This is a genomic window from Spirochaetota bacterium (assembly GCA_038043445.1).
Taxonomy (GTDB): domain Bacteria; phylum Spirochaetota; class Brachyspiria; order Brachyspirales; family JACRPF01; genus JBBTBY01.
This window is the reverse complement of sequence record JBBTBY010000112.1, coordinates 26,126-45,796: the sequence shown is the minus strand read 5'-3', so window position 1 is coordinate 45,796 and position 19,671 is coordinate 26,126. Positions and strand designations below refer to the sequence as shown.

The 19,671-nt window shown below is 56.4% G+C and carries 14 protein-coding genes; 2 read left to right on the top strand and 12 right to left on the bottom strand.

From position 1 onward, the window contains the following. The 11 genes from AABZ39_15735 to AABZ39_15685 all read right to left on the bottom strand — a co-directional run. Positions 1–1,969: family 78 glycoside hydrolase catalytic domain (locus AABZ39_15735; protein ID MEK6796231.1), on the bottom strand; the 1,969-nt coding region annotated here is incomplete at its 3' end. Between the two features lie 80 nt (positions 1,970–2,049). Next, positions 2,050–3,177, bottom strand: a complete 1,128-nt coding sequence (locus AABZ39_15730) for a sialidase family protein (protein ID MEK6796230.1) — start codon at positions 3,175–3,177, stop codon at positions 2,050–2,052. Positions 3,178–3,187: 10 nt separating this feature from the next. Beyond that, positions 3,188–4,084 carry a dihydrodipicolinate synthase family protein gene (locus AABZ39_15725; GenBank protein ID MEK6796229.1) on the bottom strand — a complete coding sequence of 299 codons (897 nt, stop codon included), beginning with the start codon at positions 4,082–4,084 and terminating at the stop codon, positions 3,188–3,190. A 114-nt stretch (positions 4,085–4,198) separates the two neighbouring features. Then, positions 4,199–5,554, bottom strand: coding sequence for an ADP-ribosylglycohydrolase family protein (locus AABZ39_15720; GenBank protein ID MEK6796228.1), 1,356 nt, complete (start codon positions 5,552–5,554; stop codon positions 4,199–4,201). Between the two features lie 146 nt (positions 5,555–5,700). After that, a complete protein-coding gene (locus AABZ39_15715; GenBank protein MEK6796227.1) occupies positions 5,701–6,543 on the bottom strand; it encodes an AraC family transcriptional regulator in 843 nt (280 codons plus the stop codon). A gap of 18 nt (positions 6,544–6,561) precedes the next feature. Further along, the gene (locus AABZ39_15710; protein ID MEK6796226.1) at positions 6,562–7,530 is read right to left on the bottom strand and encodes a VWA domain-containing protein; all 969 of its coding nucleotides are present in this window, start codon (positions 7,528–7,530) and stop codon (positions 6,562–6,564) included. Between the two features lie 83 nt (positions 7,531–7,613). Continuing rightward, positions 7,614–9,263, bottom strand: coding sequence for an FAD-dependent oxidoreductase (locus AABZ39_15705; protein ID MEK6796225.1), 1,650 nt, complete (start codon positions 9,261–9,263; stop codon positions 7,614–7,616). 40 nt (positions 9,264–9,303) lie between these two features. Next, a complete protein-coding gene (locus AABZ39_15700) occupies positions 9,304–10,947 on the bottom strand; it encodes a hypothetical protein (protein MEK6796224.1) in 1,644 nt (547 codons plus the stop codon). Between the two features lie 134 nt (positions 10,948–11,081). After that, entirely contained in the window at positions 11,082–12,908 is a 1,827-nt protein-coding gene (locus AABZ39_15695) for a radical SAM protein (protein MEK6796223.1), read from the bottom strand. Positions 12,909–12,911: 3 nt separating this feature from the next. After that, the gene (locus AABZ39_15690; protein ID MEK6796222.1) at positions 12,912–13,847 is read right to left on the bottom strand and encodes a hypothetical protein; all 936 of its coding nucleotides are present in this window, start codon (positions 13,845–13,847) and stop codon (positions 12,912–12,914) included. Between the two features lie 6 nt (positions 13,848–13,853). Further along, positions 13,854–16,355, bottom strand: coding sequence for a PBP1A family penicillin-binding protein (locus AABZ39_15685; GenBank protein MEK6796221.1), 2,502 nt, complete (start codon positions 16,353–16,355; stop codon positions 13,854–13,856). A 172-nt stretch (positions 16,356–16,527) separates the two neighbouring features. On the opposite strand from AABZ39_15685, the gene AABZ39_15680 reads away from it, so the two are divergent. Next, entirely contained in the window at positions 16,528–18,210 is a 1,683-nt protein-coding gene (locus tag AABZ39_15680; protein ID MEK6796220.1) for a substrate-binding domain-containing protein, read from the top strand. Beyond that, the gene (locus AABZ39_15675; GenBank protein ID MEK6796219.1) at positions 18,210–19,034 is read left to right on the top strand and encodes an AraC family transcriptional regulator; all 825 of its coding nucleotides are present in this window, start codon (positions 18,210–18,212) and stop codon (positions 19,032–19,034) included. The genes AABZ39_15680 and AABZ39_15675 overlap by 1 nt, the downstream gene beginning before the upstream one ends. Positions 19,035–19,043: 9 nt before the next feature. Here AABZ39_15675 and AABZ39_15670 read toward each other — a convergent pair whose 3' ends face one another. Continuing rightward, on the bottom strand, positions 19,044–19,436 hold the full coding sequence (locus AABZ39_15670; GenBank protein ID MEK6796218.1) for a hypothetical protein: 393 nt from the start codon (positions 19,434–19,436) through the stop codon (positions 19,044–19,046). Positions 19,437–19,671 lie beyond the last annotated feature (235 nt).

Below are 19,671 nucleotides of genomic sequence, written 5' to 3'. Positions count from 1 at the left end.
CAAACACCGGGCGTATGCCGACGATATTCTTCATGAGCCATGACATGAAATCGGAATACATGTGATGATTCTTCGAATGCCCGGGCTGCCATGTTTCCCAGAGCGTTGTCGCATCCCCGTCGAGCCAGACGCCGTAGCCGGGATATCCTTTCGCCGTGATCACCCGATATGCATACTCCGGAGCACCGCAGATAGTGAGCGCATCGTAGAGATGACGTAAGCCCACCATGCCGCAGGTGTGATGGAAATCCTGCTCCTCGACTAATCGCAGAAGCTGCTGCTTGAGCGGAGCAAGGTCATCGTAGATGCCATGGAATATGAGCATGGCTGCAGCGCATTGTTCGTTCACCGTACAGGCGCCATGATCGATGTACTGCTTTTTTACGAGCGCGGTCATGCGATCGATCTCTGCCGTGAACGTCTTCTCGTCAGCAGTGCTTTTACCGAAGCGAGCGGCCAGAAGCGCAATGCGCAGAAATTTAATATACAGTACCGCATTGATGAATTTTGCCGGTGTTCGCGCCTTGCTGTCCGGCGTCGGCGGCGCCCAGTCATCGAGACCGAAACCGACAAGCCCGTCCGCCGGGTCGGCTTGTGAAAGCAGATACGTAAAATAGCGCTTGAAATACGGGAGCGCTTTGACAAGGAGATCAGTTTTTCCGGAAAAGAGATATATCTTATGCGGCACTTCGAAGAGCACGCCGTCGGATACCGGTCCATTGCCCCAGGTAAATCCCCAGCCGTTGGTGGGAATGATGCCCGGCATGGCGCCGTCATCGCGCATAGCATCAAAAATATCCTGTATCCATTTCTCGAAGAACTTCACCATAGTGAAATTCGTGAGCATCTGCTCGGTGGAGGCCTGCGCATCATTTGCCCAGCCGAGCTTTTCGCGCGTCGGGCAGTCGGTGGGCATGTAGAACAGGTTCGACAATGTCGCCATCTGTCCGATACGGAACAGCTTGTTCAGCATATTGTCAGAACACTCGAACGTGCTGGCAGTCCCTACATCCTGATGTACGAAAACGCCGCTCACCATATCCGCGGGCGGCGGCGCGGTTATCCCCTCACATTCGATATAACGAAAGCCGTGATACACGAACATCGGCGACCACGTGAAATCCTCGCCGCTGCAGATGAACTTGTCGGTCTGGAACGGGCTTTCCTTATAAAATTTATCCATCTCATTGAGCTGCCGGGAACCATCCTCATTGATCTGCTCTGCATAACGCATAGTGATAACATCACCGGCTTTCTGCTTTGTCCGGAGACGGACATATCCCGAGATGTTCTGGCCGATATCGAAGATATACCGATGCTCGCCCGTCTTGATGATATTCTTCGTCGGATATACCGCGCACTCGTGTATCGGCTCGCACAGGCATTCGCGCAATGTCCCCGTCGGCGGTGTCGTGTCGACGACAGCTTTCTCCCAGGCAGAATCATCGTATTTCAGGGTATTCCATGCCGGATCGTACAGACGCGCGTCAAAATATTCGCCGCTCCGCAGCTGATTGAATATCACGGCTGATCCCGGCTTGCATCTCCAGCTGTCATCCGTTGCGAGGACGGTCTTGCCGTCAACATCGAGTTCCAGAATGAATTTGGGATTATCCCGCCATTTCGCCTCGTTATGCCCCCATGACGACTGGTGAGCCTCATTAAAGAAGCCGTTGCCGCATATCACCGCAGCGATATTCTCCCCTTCGGTCAGGAGCTCGCTTACATCGTACACAGTATACCAGAGCGTCTTCGAATAATCGCTTACCGGCGCTGTCAGCTTATCCTGAGAGACCGATTTCCCGTTGAGCCAGTAATAACCGTATCCGAGCCCGCATACGCGGAGCGTCGCCTTCGTGAAGCGCGGAAGCGTGAATGTGCGGCGGAACATCGGCGCGGGATTGATCTCCCTGTATTCGCGAACAAAAGGAATGTTGGGCTTGATGAATCGGGCTTTATCGAAGCTCATTGCGTGCCTCCCGGCTGTCGCTTATTGTAGCATTAAGATACTACCGGGGCCCTGCAAGGGAATTGACTTTTTGCCGTAGATTATGCACTTTTTCCATTCGAAACATACTTTTTCAACCGATGGAATGTGATCCGATTCGCATCATGGAACGTATGCGCACCATCATAACCGGTTCTCACAAGATAGATTATATCATCGCCATCGAATTGCCAATCAACATACTGAAAACCGATGAACTTCCCCGAATCCTCAGCCGACAGTTTCGAATCATCCCGGATGAGCTCCCGGATCACCTTCCAGTGAATACAATCGCTTGAAACAGCGAGCGAAAGCACATTGCGCCGCCAGTAGTTCGGATCGTCTTTTGTTGCGTTCACAAACGATAGATAGTTCCCGCTTTTCGGATCGCGGCGTATCGTAAATTTCGAATGATGGCCGGGCATATCGATGAAGCTTTTAGCCGCATCAAAGCTGATATTCTTCCCGTCCGCACTTACATCGAGCATCGCCGCTTTGCCGCTCATCCACGAATGGAGGCGCAGAATGTTCTTCAGTGATCCATCCGGCGCGGCGACGATATTCCCCTCAAGCCAGCCCCATTCGCGTACCGGCGTAACGCCGTTCGGAATGAGCTTCGAATCGAACGTGAGTTTATTGCTCATCGTCCAGCTTGATGCATTCAGGAGATCGGCATTCTCATCGGCGGAGATGACGAACGATGCAAAACCGCCGCCCCACACGCAGTCAACGCAATCCTCGAATGCACGCCAGATGCGGCCATTGTGCACAAGTACCGGCACCGGCGCAGTGTGATAATTCGGGTTCTCGTGGTAGTATCCGCCGTGGAACAGCAGCCCTGATCTTTCATCGGCAGGATGTGTCCAGGTGAAGCCGCTGTCATCGCTCCTGCGTATGACTATCGACCCGTACTGCTGCGATACGCCGAAAAGATAAAGCGCGCCGCGATGCGTGAACAGTGTACTCCAATAAGCATTCGCGATATGCGTGATCTGTTCCCATGTTGCGCCGTCATCTTCGGAGCGATAGATACTCGTGAGATGTTCCTCATTCTCATGATTGCGCGGACAGCCGGGGCCGAAATAGTCGTGCGCGGCGATAAGCGCGCCATCCGGTGCGCGCACTATCGACGGACTGCCGAGATAGGTTTTTGTACGCGGGTCATGAAAATGCACTTCGTTGAACGTCATGCGGCCTTCCTTATGCGATGTTCAATGTCTGCAAAATTGCGTGAACTTTTTCCCGTTCCGCTGACCGGAAATTATGGAACGGTTCGGCCATGAAGTCGCTGCATATGCCCATGATGGACAGCGCGCATTTTACCCCCTTGATGCCGCTCGATGCATAATGACCGACGCGATATATCTCGCGGAGAGCGAACATCTTTTTCTGTAGATCGAGCATCCGTGCGGTATCCTTTGCCATTGCCGCAGCATACATTGAGACATGGAGCGACGGCGCAATGTTCGCCCCGCCGGGGACGCCGCCTGAGCCGCCGAACAATATCGACTCGCCGAGGAGTTCCTCCGCACCGATAAGGAGCGGGAAATCCCTGCCGCGGAGCGCGGTCAGAAGCTCGTGATAGTATATCATATTACCGGAGCTGTCCTTCATCCCGATGATGTTCGGTATCGCTGAGGCCTTCACCACGGTGGCAACATCGATATGGACCTTGGTCATCGCGGGCATGTTGTAGAGAAAAAGCGGCAGCGGAAGTTTCGGCGCAAGGTGCGCCAAATATTCGAGGAGCTCTTCCTGTCCCGGCGGCAGATAATACGGCGGTGCCACGACCAGCGCATCCGCACCGCATGCTGCGGCATGTGCGGCAAGGGCAAGCGACTCTATCGACGATGTATCGGTAATGCCGACCATAACAGGAACGCGTTTTGCGACAGCACGGCATCCCGCGGAAACCGTCTCATATTTGAGTTTCGCGCTTAAGCTCGGACCCTCGCCTGTCGTGCCGAGGAGGAATATCCCGTGAACGCCGCCCGCGATGACATGCTCGACAAGGCGATCGAACCCGGCAACATCGAGCGTATCTGCCGACGCAAGCGGTGTTACGAGCGGAGGGAATATACCGTGCCATGTGTTCATATCAATGATCTCCCTGCTCACTACTATATCTACGCAGGGAATGAAATGCAATCAGGACCACATGAAAATCGCCGGAAGATTCGGACGGTCATGGTAATTTTCAGACACGTCAGTCTAGAGCGCCCCGCCCTCACGCAGAGAACGATGAATATCGAACCCCTCCTCTGCTATCTTCGATATTTTCACCGTGTGATATCCGTCGATCCCGGTGTTCAACGTATCGTTCATCGGCGCTATCCATTTCGACGGGAGCTTTTTCGCGCCGAGCATCATGCCCATGACAGAGCCGGCGGTGGCACCGTTGCAGTCGGTGTCGAAACACGCCTCCACCGCGCGGCATATCGTCTTCTCTAAATCGTTCTCTCCCCAGAGGAGCCCAAGCGCCACGATCTGCGCATTGCTGTTCGTATGGCACCAGTGATGCCCATTATTCTCATCCCATTGCTTATGTATGCGCTTTATCGCTTCATCATAGCCGATGCCCTCCGCATGCCAGCTGAGCACGAGTGCAATATCCTTCGCCAGACGCGAGCGCTTCGGTATCTCCGAAAGCCCTGTCTCGATGACGTTCTTCGCATCGCTTTCGAACGGAGCCGCGGCGAGCATTGCCGCCACCCACATCTCGCCGTATATGCCGTTCTTCACATGCGAAATGGACGCATCTCGATGGGCGAATTCGGCGGCCTTTTCCGGCGAACCAAGCGCCGCGTACCCGAAGAAATCGCCGCGTATCTGCGCGCCTATCCACTCGCGATACACATTGCGATGCGTCGCCGACAGCGGGGGCTCCATGCTGTTCGTGAAATTCCTATACGCAACACGCTCGGCGGTACACACATGGAGGAGCGGTATGTTCTGCATCCAGAACGCCGCCATGTCGGATGATGTGAAAGCGGCGCCTTTCTGCTTCATCAGCACGAAACCGGTAACGGTATAGTTCGTATCGTCATCCTCCACCATGCGGTCGACATTGTTGATGAAACATCCCTTCGGGTTTATCTCATATTTCTGCATGATCGACGAATCGATATCGCTCCGGAAATAATCCGTGAGCGGGAATCGCCCGCTGTCCTTGAGATAACCCCACATCTTCGGCGTCCGCCAGCCTTCGACAGGCTTGCCGAGCAGACAGCCCGCGCATCGCCCCTGCCAGGCACCGAGCACTTTGTCCATAAGGGCATCATCGCTCATTGACGACTTCATCTTCCGCACACCATTCGGGCGTTCTTTGCGTATGCCGTCGAGGTCGGACGGTTCCACGTACGGATAGTCCTTCTTCAGCGGCAGGGCTATGGTCTTATCGAGCAGTACCTCAGCACGCGCCTGAAGTGACATATCATTGTCAAGATCGAGCGAGGAAAGCGCATCGAATTCCTTCTCGACCGAAGCGATATCCTTGCCCTCGTCGATGCATTGTTCCCGTTCGACGCGGAGGTCGCCGTTCGTAATCGTGATCCATTTGTGTATCATGGTATTTCCTTTACGAGCGAGATGATAAGAACATAGATATGAAACCGCAGCAGGTCAATGAAGAAACGACCAATTACATACACTTTTCAATCGCCCCTCCATGACGTGCGCTCGACAAGGGACCTGCGCACCGATGCACGACCACTTTATTCCCTCTGCTTTTCCTCTGTGGTTTTCCCCTTCTTGCCCGATCGTTTCACCGCGACTGGCGGCATTTTGTATTCGCGGGTGAACAGCCGGTGAAAGAGCGCATAGCTCTGAAACCCCGACTCACGGGCCGCTTCCGCCGCTTTCATACCGCGCTCGTGTATGAGGAGGTACGCGTTCTTAAGCCGCCGTGCGGTGATGTAGTCACGCGGACTTGTTCCGGCGTAGCGCTTAAAGAGCCGCCGGAAATGTGACGGGCTCTGTCCCGCTATCGCCGCGAGCTCATCGGCATCGATGCCGTGCGAAAAATTCCTGTTGATGTGTTCATAGACGGCAAGGAGCGAATCGCCGAAATCGTCGGTACCGCGCGCGCTCTGTATGACGCGTCGGTATCGCCCGGCGATGCGGACAAGGAGCTCGGCCATCATCGAACGCACGAGCGGCCTGTGATCCGCCGTATGCGCAGTGAAAACGCCGCGTATGAGCGACGCATCGCCCTCGTCCCGATACTGATTCGCGATGCCGGCAAGGGAGAAAAGTCCGTATATCGTGCGCTCACCGGTGAATGACACGACGTTCTCCAGGAACGTATCGCTGACATAGATGAATAACGCGTCGGACGCGCCGCCGTTCGTCCGTGCACGATGGGCCTCAAGGCGTGATATGACGAATATATCGCCCGCGCGGAACTGATACGATTTTCTGTCGACATGGAACGCGCCCGCGCCGTTCTCGATGAGCCCTATCTCGAAGCAATTATGCAGATGGAGCGCTTTCAGTTCCGAGGGGATGCGGTATCGATAGATGATGAACGGATAGTCTTTCTCGAACGTGAGTTCCATGTGTCACCCGGGTATCCCTTACGGTATTTTCCTGAACCTCGTGGATGCGAGCAGTATCTCAAGCCCGAGGAATATGAGCGCAAGCACGATGAATATTCCGTAGAGCTCGCGGTAATCCGTCCGCCGCCGCTCCTTTATCTTCGTCTTCTCAAGCTCGTCGATGCGTTTATACACGCGGCTGAGCATTTCATTATTGCGCGCATTGAAGTACTCGCCGCCGGTCATGGATGCGATCTTCTTGAGCACTTCCTCATCGAGCGTTATCTGCATCTGCATGCCGCCGATGGCGACTATCTCGGTGCCGGGCTTCCCCACGCCGATGGTGTGTATGCGGATATCGAACGTGTTCGCTATCTCCGCCGCGGTGAGCGGGTCTATCTCCCCGGAATTATTATCGCCGTCGGTGAGCAGTACGATGACCGAGCTTTTCGCCTTGAGATTCTTGAGCGCGCCCACGCCGACGGCGATGCCGAGTCCGATGGACGTGCTCCCCGTACGAGCGGCATATATCTGGGTGAGGAGATTATTGAGTATCGGATGATCGAGCGTAAGCGGACATTTCACATGCGCCTCGGTGGAGAACGCCACGAGGCCGATATTGTCGTTCGGACGCTCGGAAACGAACGATGCTATCACCCTCTTCGCAGCTTCTATTCTGTTCGGTGAAAAATCCGTACCGTTCATGGTGGGCGACACATCGAGCACAAGCATGATGTTCACACCGTCAACGCTCGATTCGCCGACGCGCTTGGGCCCCTGCGGGCGGGCGAAGGCGATGATGAGCATGGCGAGCGCAAGGAGACGGAGCACGGACAGCGAATGCCGCAGGACGATGCCGGCGGTATTGCGCACGGACAGGAGCGTGTCGATGGACGGGAATCGCATCTCCCCACCGCTCCCGCGCGTAAGCCGCATCACATAGAACGCAATGAGGAGTGGATAGAGAAGGAAGAGCAGAAGCCCGAGCGGGTTTTCAAGTCGATACATGGTCAGCCATATTCCCCTCTTGAGGTACCAATTTGGCCCTCAAACTCTCAAATTCATTTTCGCTTAACTGGAACATGAAATCATCACCCTCGCCGAAGGGCATCGCAGGTCCGATAGCCGCCCTTTAGATCGTACGCATCGAACCCGTTCTGCATGAGAATCCGTGCCGCGATATACGACCGGAGCCCGACCGCACAATAGGTGACGATCTTCTTCCCTTTCGGCACGTCGCCGATGCGTGAACGCATATCGTCAACGGGTATATTGACCGCACCGTCGAGCATGCCGCGTGCGCATTCCGCAGAAGTACGCACATCGACAAGGACGTAAGCATCCTTCGGCAGCGCACGTAGCTCATCGTAGGACATATCTTTCATGACACCGTCGATGATGTTTTCAGCGACAAAACCGGCGAAATTGACCGGGTCCTTCGCCGACGAATACGGCGGCGCGTATGCCTGCTCGAATTCGGCAAGGTCACGCACGGAGCCGCCCATTTTCATATATGCGGCGATGACATCAATGCGCTTATCCACACCGTCGCCGCCGACGGCCTGTGCGCCGAGTATCTTCCCTTCGGGGGAGAACACGATCTTAAGCGACATCGGCGCGGCAGCGGGATAATACGACGCATGCGATGCCGGATGCACTATCCATGAACGGCAGGGTATCTTTTCCTTCACGAGCATCTTTTCCGAAGCACCGGTAAGCGCAGCGGTGCTGTCGAACACTTTCACGACGGCGGTGCCGATGCTCCCGGGATATTTTTTCTTATTTCCAAGCACGATATTATCAGCAGCGATACGCGCCTGCTTGTTCGCCGGTCCCGCAAGATACGTCGGCATCGCCTTCCCGAATATCGGGTGACAGAACGCGATGGCATCGCCTACCGCATAAATGGATGCATCCGATGTCTGCAGATACTCATTGACGAGAATGGCGTTCCGCTCGCCGCAATCAAGCCCTGCAGCCTTCGCGATGGCAGTATCCGGAGCTACGCCGATGGAGAGTATCACCATATCGGCAGTAAGCTCTTTCCCGTCCGAAAGCACGGCCGTAACACCGCTCGCGTCGCCTCGGAACGATGTCACGCTCACCCCAAGATGAAGTGCAACGCCTTTCGCGCGTATATGCTCATGAACAAGCACGGCCATATCACGATCGAACGGCGGCAATACCTGATCGAGCATCTCGACGATGGCGATCGAGGCGCCGCGCGCATGAAGGTTCTCCGCCATCTCAACGCCGATGAAACCGGCGCCGACGACGAGCGCACGCGATATTTTTTTCTCCGCGGCATACGCGACAATAGCATCCGTATCGGCGACATTGCGGAGCGTGAATATGCCCTTCGCATCGATGCCCGGTATCGGCGGCCGTATCGGCGCAGCACCGGGTGAAAGGATGAGTTTATCATACGTGTCAGCGATCATTTTTTCGGAGGCGATATCGCGGACGCTCATCGACTTTTTCACGCGGTCTATCTCTATCACTTCGTGACCGACGAACACATCCACATTGAAACGCTTCTTGAACGCTGACGCATTCTGCACGAAAAGCGCATTGCGCTCGCGTATCACCCCGCCGATATGGTACGGCAATCCGCAGTTCGCATAGGACATGAAGCCGCCGCGCTCGTACACGGTTATTTCTGCGCGTTCATCGAGACGGCGAAGCCGTGCCGCAGCGCTCGCACCGCCGGCGACACCGCCGACGATCAGATATCGTGACATAGGGAACTCCTTCTTCTGCCGTTGAACCAGCGCATAGTCATCACTTCCCGTCATTCCTTCTCAGGAGATAATAGACCGGGAACGGGTAATTGAGATCGGCCGGCGGACGCACATCGGTAAAGTCGACGCCGAAGAGCGTGCGCCGCACCTCGAATTTCTTCTCGATCGTATAGCGTGCGTTCGTAACGGCAGTAAGATAATTCGTCGTGACCCCGGCACCGCACATCGTCTTCGGAAAATCATCGACATGCGCGAGGAGTATGTAATCCGGACGCGCATTGTTCGTGAACGGCGGAACGGTTATCGTCATGCGCTTGCCCGCTACGTTCGTGAACGGCTCGAAGATATACCAATCCGACCAGCCGACGGGATAATACCCGAGGGACAGCCGCTCGCGCGCATCGCCTTTCAGATGGTCATAGACGGCGATACGCGGATCATGCATCATCCCCTTGAGATACGCGCCCGTATACCATAGTGAGGCAAGCGTACCGGCCGCGACCACGGCGACAGCCGCAAATGACATCTTCGGAAAGCGCGAACGGAGTTCATGTATCGCCATACCAACGGCGAACGCGAAGAGCGGGAAGAGATAGAGCGTCGGACGAATGAACATCGGGTCGGCATAGCCTTTCGCCATGGGATAGCCGTACACGATCATGAGCACGGCGAGCGGAATCGTGTAGCGGTAGAACCGCGGGACGAAAGCAAGGAATATCGCCGATGCATACCATATCGCCCAGAGGAACGGTTTCGTCCCCGACGGAAGGAGATAGGAGATATACGTCCACACGCGTCCGAGGTCGAGTATGCCGTCAACGGTCATCTTCGTTTTCGGAACGAATGATTTCTGATAATTGACCCATTTCCACGCGCTCTTGATATTGATGAAGAAGAACGGATCGGTGATGAAAAAACCGATAAGACAGGCTGCGCCGAGCAGAGCGAATGCCGGAAGCAGCGGAACCCGGATATCGTCATTCTCTGTCGTGCCGCCGCGGCGGATAATCCGAGCGCGCAAGAACAGCACTGCAGCCGGCAACACAAGCATGATGCCGGATGGATATCGAGCAGCCGTGGCAAAACCGGCCAGCAGCCCCGCGCAGATGATATACCGCCACAGATGACGCGTGGAGTACATGCGGAACGAGAGCATCATCATGACGACGACCATAGAGTTCACGATGACATGCTGCCGCATGTAGTGCGCATGTATCACCTCGAACGGCGCAAAGGCGAGCATGGCAGCGGATATGAGGGCGGCGAGCGGCGAAGCGGTCATACTGAACACGAGCAGAGCGATAAGCACTACGGCAGCGATGTCGAAGAGCGCGGTCGCTATTCGACCGGCGATAAGCATGGTCCTGTAATTCGTATCATACTTCACGAACTCATGCGGGAGCGCGGTAAGCACTCCGAACGCACGGAGCACGAGCGCTTCCGCGTAATACACGTAATGGGTGAACGTCCCCTCAAAATGGCCGCCGTCGGGTTCGAGATCGCCTTTGGCGATGTTTATCTCACCCACCGCCGTCATGAGCTGCGGCTCATCGGGATGGAACGATGCGCATTGAATTTCTTGTGTCGGTACGCCCCAATCGATGGCGACCATCCGGAGCGAAAAGGCAAATGCGGCTACTGCTGCAAGCGATGCGATGAAAATAACTTTCGTACGGATGCTCATCGGTACTCCATGAAGCGGCCATTATACAGTGTGGATGCGTCATTGCAACGGGAATGAAGGGGCGAGGATGCGTAACGATCAAGAACAAGGGCTCATGAGCCCTTGTTCTTTTCGATGGCGAGCAGCATGTTCGATCACCTGCTCGCTATCAACTTCGCCGCGTATTTCTTCCCGACACGCGGCTTCGGCACATCCTCATCGAACCATTCCCGGACATCGCGGTCAAGCGCATTGCCGTTCATATAATTGAATATCGCCGCGTTAAGGCCGTCGCCCATCCAGTCGAGCGGTTCCTTTTCATCGTACGCAACATCATTGTTCGCGAACGCCCCGCGCGTTCCGGTCACCGTAATACCGAGGTCTTTCGGGCGATGGAACACCTCGCTGTGTACCGTAAGTGCGAATCGATGCCAGTACGCGCTCTGCAATATACCGAGCGAGAACAGCTGCCGTACTATCTCAAGCGCATCGACAGTATCGGTGTCAGTCGCCGAGGGGAAACCATACATGAGATACGCATGCGTGAGTATGCCCGCTTCGCTGAAATTGCGGAGCGTACATGCCATTTCGCCGATAGAGATCCCCTTGTTCATGTTCGTAAGTACCTGGTCCGTAACGCCTTCAAGCCCGCCCGTCACCGCGACACACCCGCCCCGCTTTACCGCAGCGCACAGCGCCCTCGTCCATGAGCGGTCGAAACGCACATTGCCCCACCACGTCGCCGTCATCTTCCGTTCCAGAAGCGCTTCCGAGAATGTGCGCATGACGTTCGCCGGCATGGCCTCATCGACGAAATGGAATGCAGATATGCCGATACGCTGCTGTATCTCGGCAGCCTGATCTGCAAGTGCGCTTCCCGTCGACGGTGCGTAGCGGCAGATATAATCGAGCGTCGTATCGCAGAACGCGCAGCGATGCCAATAGCAGCCGTGTGCGGCACGCAGTTTCGCATAGCCGCGCTCCGACCAGATGCGGAACATCGGATTACACGACTCCATGAGCGTGATATACCGATCGAGCGGAAGTCCGTCGTAACGCGGCGCACCATGATCGATGGGCAGAGCATCCGCCCCCTTTATGAAACGGACGGCGCCGTTCTCACGCACGAATGTCCTCACGAGATCGCCGCCGGATGTGATGCGGTCGATGAGCGCAAGCAGCGGGCCTTCACCGTCATCGAGCGTAATGTAGTCGACGAGATCAAAAATGCGGGCATCGGAAAGCGAACGAAGCTCGGTGTTGACATAGCCCCCGCCGATAACAACAGGCATCGACGGATGATGCTTTTTTATCCATTGCGCCGCCGTAAGCGCGCCGAAGAGATTGCCCGGGAACGGTATCGTTATCCCGGCAAGCGAGACACCGGAAAGATCGCATGCGGCAAGCGCCTCGCCGAGCAGCGCACTGATGATATCCTCATTACCGAGCACGCGGTGTATCTCGTCGAACGTCGATGCACAGCGCCCGATGCGTTCACGGTATCGCCCGAGCCCGAAGTCCGGCAGCACGGTCGATCGCGCAAGATCATGGATATCATCGATATAGAGCGACGCGAGATGGACAGCGGCATCGGTCAGCGCAAGGGATGAGAACGAGATTTCGGCAAGCGATGCGAAACGCGGGCCCTCAGGCAGAAAGTCGCGGGTGATGATGCGGCGTGCGAGTGACACATCCTTCCCCTGAAGAAAACGAATGACCGCATCGATGGTATCACAGTAGGCGTCCCTGTCCCGAAGGAAGCGGCGCACTTCCTTTTTCTTCGCGAACGTACCGGCGGCAACGTCATCGAAAAGCCGCGAGAGCCCGTCGCGTGAGAAGAACCGGAGCGCGGTATCGATGCTCAGATCGTATTGGCGGACCGTATGGCCGCGGCGCACGAGCGTGCCCGCGAGGAACGGTGTTGCCGCATAGGGGGCGGACAACTGCGTGAACGGCGGAGTGATAAGGGCGATGGTCGCCATGGGTTATCGATGTTTGGAGAGCGGGCTTCTACCGCCCTTGCGCTCAAAGCGCGACGCACAGTCCCGTCCGAAGGCATGCGCATCGAACGGCTCATGTATGCGGTACTCATCATCGAACGCACGAAGCGTATCCTCATCGACGGCGCGGAGCGCGAACCGTATCTCGCTGCCGGTTATGGTAATGCATCCGGCGAACGGCGCATCATAGACCGGATTGAAATCGCGGAGGAACGCATCTTCGATGGCGTAGATGCGCTGCGACGCGGCATCGATGACCCCTGCGATCGCATCGAGAACGGCACGGTTCTCACGGTGTGCAACGACGGCAATGCCGTCCCTGAGCGCAGGGAGCATCGCATCCATCGATATTATCTCGGTGATAGAGCGGTCGTAGGACATGCGCCGCACATCCGTCTCCGGATAGAAGACAGCATCGACGGAGCGCATGCCCTCGATGCCGATGAGCATCCCGATATCAGGCGATACGGGGGTATAGACGAGATCGGAGCGCATGAGCGATGCCTGCGTGCGCTGACGCTTTGCATACACGCCGACGCGGCTCCCCGGTGCTATCGATCGGAAGCCCTCCCCGCTCCGGGAAAGAAAGGCTTCACGCCCGCTGCCGCGGCCGACGACGCCGGCAAGTGCCAGCGGGAACGGGAGCTCGAGCGGAAGTATCTCCAGCGGCAATGCCGCACAGTCAACGATGCCTTCGACGATATGATCGTGTATCACCCGTGCCGGCAGCTCGAACGATACCCCGGCCGCAGTGAACATATGCGGGGCTATCTTCATCGCATCGGCACGGTCGGCAAGCGCCAGGGGCTGCGTATAGATGCGCTCCTTCATGCATTTCGAGAGTATTTTTTTCACATACTCGGCCTGCCAGGTAAAGAGCGCGCCGTCAAAATGGCCGACGATTATCTCGCTGCGTGGCATGCGCCGTCAGAACTCGAAATCGAGCGAACGTTTTTTATCGGATTTTCTATGATACTTATCGAGCACGCTGTCGCTCCAGTCCGTCTGTTCCTTGTCGAGCTGACAGCGCGAGCAGACGTCAAGCGGCGTCGTACCGCGGATGAAGTATTCATCGATCGTCTTGCGGCAGTACTCCGTCGGTATCGCGCCGCTCTTCCTGCAGACGCGTACGGACACCACCTCACGCGGCTTCTTGAAGTCCATATATCGGGTACCAGTGAGCGCCTTCTTCATGAATTCGCCCCACACCGGAGCGGCTATCTGTCCGCCGGCTCTATCGCGTCCGAGCGAGAGCTCGTTCCTGTCGAAGCCCATCCATACGCAGGACACGAGCTGCGGCGTGTAGCCGATGAACCATGCATCGCGCCAGTCGCTCGTCGTACCGGTCTTCCCCGCGGCAGGGCGGGAGAACCCCGTTTTCTCGATAGCTGCGGATGCGGTCCCTTCGGTGACGACATCCTTGAGCATATCGGTCACGATGAACGCGGCCTCCGGCTCGATAAGACGCTTCTTCCCGCCCTTCACGTGATACATCTTCTGCTGTTCCTGCTCGAAGCTGTCGATGAGATTATCATTACGATCTGCCACATACCGTATGGCAAGCGGACGCACTTCCTCGCCTCCGTTCGCGAGCACCGCGAACCCCGTGGTGAGCTCGAGCGGAGAAACGACCCCGGTACCGAGCGCGAGCGTCAGGTTCTTCGGGAACATGCGCCGCTGCATCGACAGCGTCTCGGCGTTGAATATGGGCGTAACGAACTTTATGAGCGTATCGATACCGAGCGCATCAAGGATTTTTACGGAAACGACGTTGATGGAATTCTTAAGCGCATAGCGGAGCGGCACGGGGCCCTTGTGATCGCCCGAATAGTTCTCCGGCACCCACATATTCCCGTCGTCGAGGGGATATGCCACCGGTGCATCGATAACCTCTGATGACGCGGTGAATTTCCTGCTTTGTATGGCGTATGAATAGAGGAACGGCTTGAACGCGCTTCCCGCCTGCCGGCGCCCCTGTGTAGCACGATTGACCTGATTGTTCGGGGTGAATCCGCTCCCGCCGATCATCACTGCGATGTGCCCGGTGCGCGGCTCCATGGCGATGAGCGCCCCCTCCACTTTTCTCGCAATATCATCGTCCTCATCCTGCATCGCTTCATACACAAGGGCGTTCACGTCGCTCACGCCGAGTATAAGCGATACCTCATAGAGCGGGAGGAGCACATCCTTATTGAGCTTGCTCTGCAGCCCCGACTGTATCTTCGTTTCTCCGATGTTCACCGGCACGCCGAACAATGTCGTCAGGAGGTCCACGCTGTCAAGGAGCGTCTGCCCGAACGCTTCTTCGAGCACCTTGCTGTAGCGGGCATAGAATTCGTTCTGCTCATCGAGCCCCTTTTTAAGGGCCTCGGCGGCCGCGGCCTGCTTCTTCAAGTCGAGCGTCGTGTAGACCTTGAACCCTTCATTACGGACACGCTCAGGGCTGTATTTCGCCTCAAGCACCTGCCGAACGTATTCGGTGAAGTAGGGCGCTTTGTTATCGGTGTCGGAATACGCGGTTGCACCTTTCTTCTTTATACGGTACTGATACTCCGTCCAGAACGCCTCATACGACTCGTCGCGTTCCTTCGTGCTGATGAAACCGAGGTCCGTCATACGCGAAAGGACGAGGCGGTGCCGGCGCATGGACTTGGTGATATTGTTCACCGGCGAATATTCATTGGGGGATTTCGGGAGCGTTGCGAGGAGTGCGCATTCGGCGAGCGTACAGCTTTTCGCATGCTTGCCGAAATAGAATTTTGCCGCCGCCTCGACACCGTAGGCCGAGTGCCCGAAGAATATCTGATTGAAATAGAGCGTAAGTATCTCTTTTTTCGTATACTTTCGTTCTATCTGCAGCGCGCACCATGCTTCCTGTATCTTCCGATAGAACGTCTTCCTGCGGCTGAGGAAGATGTTCCTCGCAAGCTGCTGCGTGAGCGTGCTCGCCCCCTGTTTCTTGCTGAGCGTGAGCACATCGACTACCACCGAACGAAGGATACCCCAGACATCGATGCCGATATGCTTATAGAAGTCATTGTCTTCCATGGCAACGACGGCATTGATGAGATCCGCGGGTATATCGTCGAATTCGATGAGGTCACGTTTTTCTGCAAATATCTCCGCTATCGTCTCACCGCGCACGTCGAGTATCTTCGTCGGTAACGTCGGCCGGTAATTCTCGAGCTTCGCGATATCCGGCTGGGTTCGCACCGCCGCCACAAGGAGGCCGAGGAATATCCCGGCAACGACAGCTCCGATCATGACGAGGGCAAAGAAAAAACGCTCAATACGCCGTATCGTGAGCGCATCGTAATAACGTTTGAGCGTACGAAGGCGGAGAGCGACCCATTTCCCAGGACGCGTACCGATGAACCATGTATAGCGTTCACGTATCGCAGCGGCAAATATAATGAAGAATTGTCTCATGCGCAGTAACTGACGCCTATATTACCATGGAAATTCCATATTACAAGTAGCGGAAGCGTACGGATATCCTGCACCGCGTCCGACGCCGCGTCGCTTGACTCGCGCGCGGGTACTGCTATACTATCCGGGGTGTTCTCAAGCGACATGTCGGCCCCATGCCCAAGGAAATACGATGGTTGTCCAATCGAATATCGGAACGCCGATAGAAAACGGCCCGAGACTGTTCTTTCTTGCCGGCAAATTCGACCGCACATACTCAATGCGCATACTCAAGGGCCTGAGCACCGTTGCCGCTCGCCGCGGTTCACCGGTGATCGCTTTCGAATTGACCGACGGGGTGACCACGTTCGATTGGGAAAGCTGGCGCGCCGCATTCGCCGGCACCTTCGATGCTGCGGCCGTACTTGCCACCGGTGCGGGGGCAGTCGTCGGCAGCGAAAATCTCATCGCAAAGGTCATCGAACCGCTCCGCGGCACGCCCCTCGTGACGATATCACGGAAAATACCCAATGTACCGGCGACGATAAGCGACAGCAGGAACGGCATCGCCGCCGCTGTCGATCACCTTGTCACGCATCACGGGTATAAACGCATCGCCTTCATCAAGGGACCACCCGGGAACGACGAAGCCGAACGTCGATTCGAAGGGTACAAGGAAGGGCTTGCGCGCAACGGCATACCGTTCGACGGTTCGCTCGTTGCCGACGGGGCGTTCTCCCCGGTCATGGGCAAAAAGGCGGCACAGCTTTTATGGGAAGAACGGCGATGCGGTTTCGATGCCGTCATAGCCGCGAACGACAGCTCCGCCCTCGGCGCCGAGGAATATCTCAGATCGAAACGTCTTGTGTCGGGAAGGAATTACGCCCTTATCGGGCACGCCGACAGCGAGGCCGCGCGCCATAACGCGGTACCGCTCAGTACTGTCCGGATGAAGATAGAAGAGCTCGGTGAAAGCGCCGCACATCAGCTCATCGAGATGCTTGCAGGGAACACCCCTGCCGATATCACATTGCAGTCCGACCTTATCATCCGGAAATCCTGCGGCTGTTTCAACGCCGTTGCGCAGAACAGATCGGATGCCGAATATGATGACAGGCACGCCTGGAAGGAATCCGTACGCACCGGGATGTTGGCCGCGCTCGGACGCTCGATGCTTTCCGAAACGGCGATCTACGCCGGTCTTGACAGCGCGCTTACCGCGCTTTCCTGCGGGCTGTCCTCCGACCAGGAAGAGAAGGTCTTCCTCGAAGCGATGCACGCGATGTTCTCTGCCGAGATACGTTCGGGCGGGGACATCACCGCGTGGTACCAGGCACTCGCTGTCATCTCCGGGAACCTCTCGCCGAAATTCTTCGAGGAACGGAGCATGCGCACGATCGAACGGGCTGTCGCTCAGGTGCACGGTTATATCGGCGAAAAGATACTTTCACACCAGGTCGGCACGGGGGCGACGCTTCGTACGGAACTCGGATCGATACGATGGCTCACGCGTACTCTCAATGCGGCACGATCGGAAGCGGACATTGCCGCTGCGCTCAAAGGCGGTACCGGTTACCTCACCATTGACAGCGGTCTCATCGCGCGTTTTCCCGCACCGATACCGAGCAGCGGGTGCGCCGAGACCGCCGCCGTCATTGCGACATGGGGGAACGCGCCGGCCCTGCCCGAGGGAGCGCTTCCTGTTGGACGCATCATCACCGAATCGGCAGCGCAGAGCGTGCTCATCATACCGCTCGCCGTTTCGGGGACCACGTTCGGTTTCGGAGCCTTCAGCATCACCTACCGCGAATCGCTTACCTATGATATTCTCGCGGATGCGATCGCTGCCGCGCTGAAGCGCATCGCGGGCGGCTGATGGCGGCGAACATAAAGACGCATTATCATCTGGCGGAATATGCCGCGGCGGATTTTCCGTTCCGGATCATCGATGTGGAAGAACCGTCGCTGCCGCTGCACTCGCATGATTTCTATGAGATATTTCTCGTGCGCTCGGGTTCGGCGATGCATATGCTCGAGCACGGACACCATCGGCTCACCGCAGGCGATATCGTACTGATAAATCCGTTCGAACGCCACGGCTTTCATCTCAATGAAGGGCCGCTCCTCATCACCAATATCATGTTCTCGGGCGATCTTTTCACGAACGCGCTTTCCCCGTTATCCACGCCGCTCGCGCCGTTCTATCTCAGCGCCAGAGGACATACCTATGCCCGCGCGGAGCGAACAGCGGCCATCGCGATCGTCAACGCGATGCAGGATGAATTCTCCGCCGCGCGCGCCTGCTACCGTAATGCGATCGCAGGGCTTCTCATGCAGCTTCTTGCGGTCATCGAGCGGTCCTTCTCGGCGGGGCGGACGGACCGAAGCGCCGTCGGGCCGATGGGCGCGGTGCTTGCACATATTGACGCGCATTTTACGCAGAACATAACGCTCCGTATGGTCGCCGACATCTGCGGACTGAACAGTACATATGCGAGCGAGCAGTTCAAGCGTTTCACCGGAAAACCGTTCAAGCAGTATCTCATCGGCAAACGCGTGCAGTACGCCATTCATCTGCTTGAGACCACGAAGGAGAATGTAAGCCGCATCTGCGCGAAGGCCGGCTTCAATGATATCGCGAATTTCGAACGGACATTCAAGCGGTATGCGGGAAGACCGCCGCTGTCGTTCCGTCAGTAGACGAGAACATTATCTGAGCTGTATCTTTCCGCCGGCGGGGGGCATATCGGGCATGCCGCCGCGCGGCACGACGATGCGGTTCTGCTGCTCACGGCGCATCTCGCGTATCTCCTGCATCATCTCATCGAAGGCCTTCTTCATGCCGTCGGGGAATTTCTTGAACGCGTCCTCGACGCTTGCCGCTTCGAGAGCGAACGAAAGCGGGAGCTGCCCCATTTCCGTGACGATGCTCGCCTGTCCGGTATAGAGCACGGCTCGTGCGGCGTCCTTCGTGCCGTCCGGTTTCACCGGTGTCATCACGCGAATGGTCGCCACACCGAGATCGGAGAACGTCTCCTCACGGTAGAGCGATGCCATATTGACCTTTATCTCTTTGAGCGGATGCGGTTGCTGTTCTGCCATGATATTTTCCTTACACTGAGGATCGAATGAAGTATATATTAATTTCAGGATTTTCGCTACCCATTGCCATTATATTTTCATCATCAAGCAATTTTGTATCTGATGCGGTTCTCCGAAGCCGTTTATTCTCATACTTTCGTATGAGACCGCGGCGGTGGATAAATATCATACCTTTGTACGATAGGCAACATGCCGATGCAGTATAGAATCTTCCTGTCAAAATCATTGACAAGGA

Excerpts from the sequence above, each read along its gene's own strand:
- AABZ39_15730 (MEK6796230.1), bottom strand. The coding sequence starts at position 3,177 with ATGACGTTCAACGAAGTGCATTTTCATGACCCGCGTACAAAAACCTAT.
- AABZ39_15725 (MEK6796229.1), bottom strand. The coding sequence starts at position 4,084 with ATGAACACATGGCACGGTATATTCCCTCCGCTCGTAACACCGCTTGCG.
- AABZ39_15720 (MEK6796228.1), bottom strand. The coding sequence starts at position 5,554 with ATGATACACAAATGGATCACGATTACGAACGGCGACCTCCGCGTCGAA.
- AABZ39_15715 (MEK6796227.1), bottom strand. The coding sequence starts at position 6,543 with ATGGAACTCACGTTCGAGAAAGACTATCCGTTCATCATCTATCGATAC.
- AABZ39_15710 (MEK6796226.1), bottom strand. The coding sequence starts at position 7,530 with ATGTATCGACTTGAAAACCCGCTCGGGCTTCTGCTCTTCCTTCTCTAT.
- AABZ39_15705 (MEK6796225.1), bottom strand. The coding sequence starts at position 9,263 with ATGTCACGATATCTGATCGTCGGCGGTGTCGCCGGCGGTGCGAGCGCT.
- AABZ39_15700 (MEK6796224.1), bottom strand. The coding sequence starts at position 10,947 with ATGAGCATCCGTACGAAAGTTATTTTCATCGCATCGCTTGCAGCAGTA.
- AABZ39_15695 (MEK6796223.1), bottom strand. The coding sequence starts at position 12,908 with ATGGCGACCATCGCCCTTATCACTCCGCCGTTCACGCAGTTGTCCGCC.
- AABZ39_15690 (MEK6796222.1), bottom strand. The coding sequence starts at position 13,847 with ATGCCACGCAGCGAGATAATCGTCGGCCATTTTGACGGCGCGCTCTTT.
- AABZ39_15685 (MEK6796221.1), bottom strand. The coding sequence starts at position 16,355 with ATGAGACAATTCTTCATTATATTTGCCGCTGCGATACGTGAACGCTAT.
- AABZ39_15680 (MEK6796220.1), top strand. The coding sequence starts at position 16,528 with ATGGTTGTCCAATCGAATATCGGAACGCCGATAGAAAACGGCCCGAGA.
- AABZ39_15675 (MEK6796219.1), top strand. The coding sequence starts at position 18,210 with ATGGCGGCGAACATAAAGACGCATTATCATCTGGCGGAATATGCCGCG.
- AABZ39_15670 (MEK6796218.1), bottom strand. The coding sequence starts at position 19,436 with ATGGCAGAACAGCAACCGCATCCGCTCAAAGAGATAAAGGTCAATATG.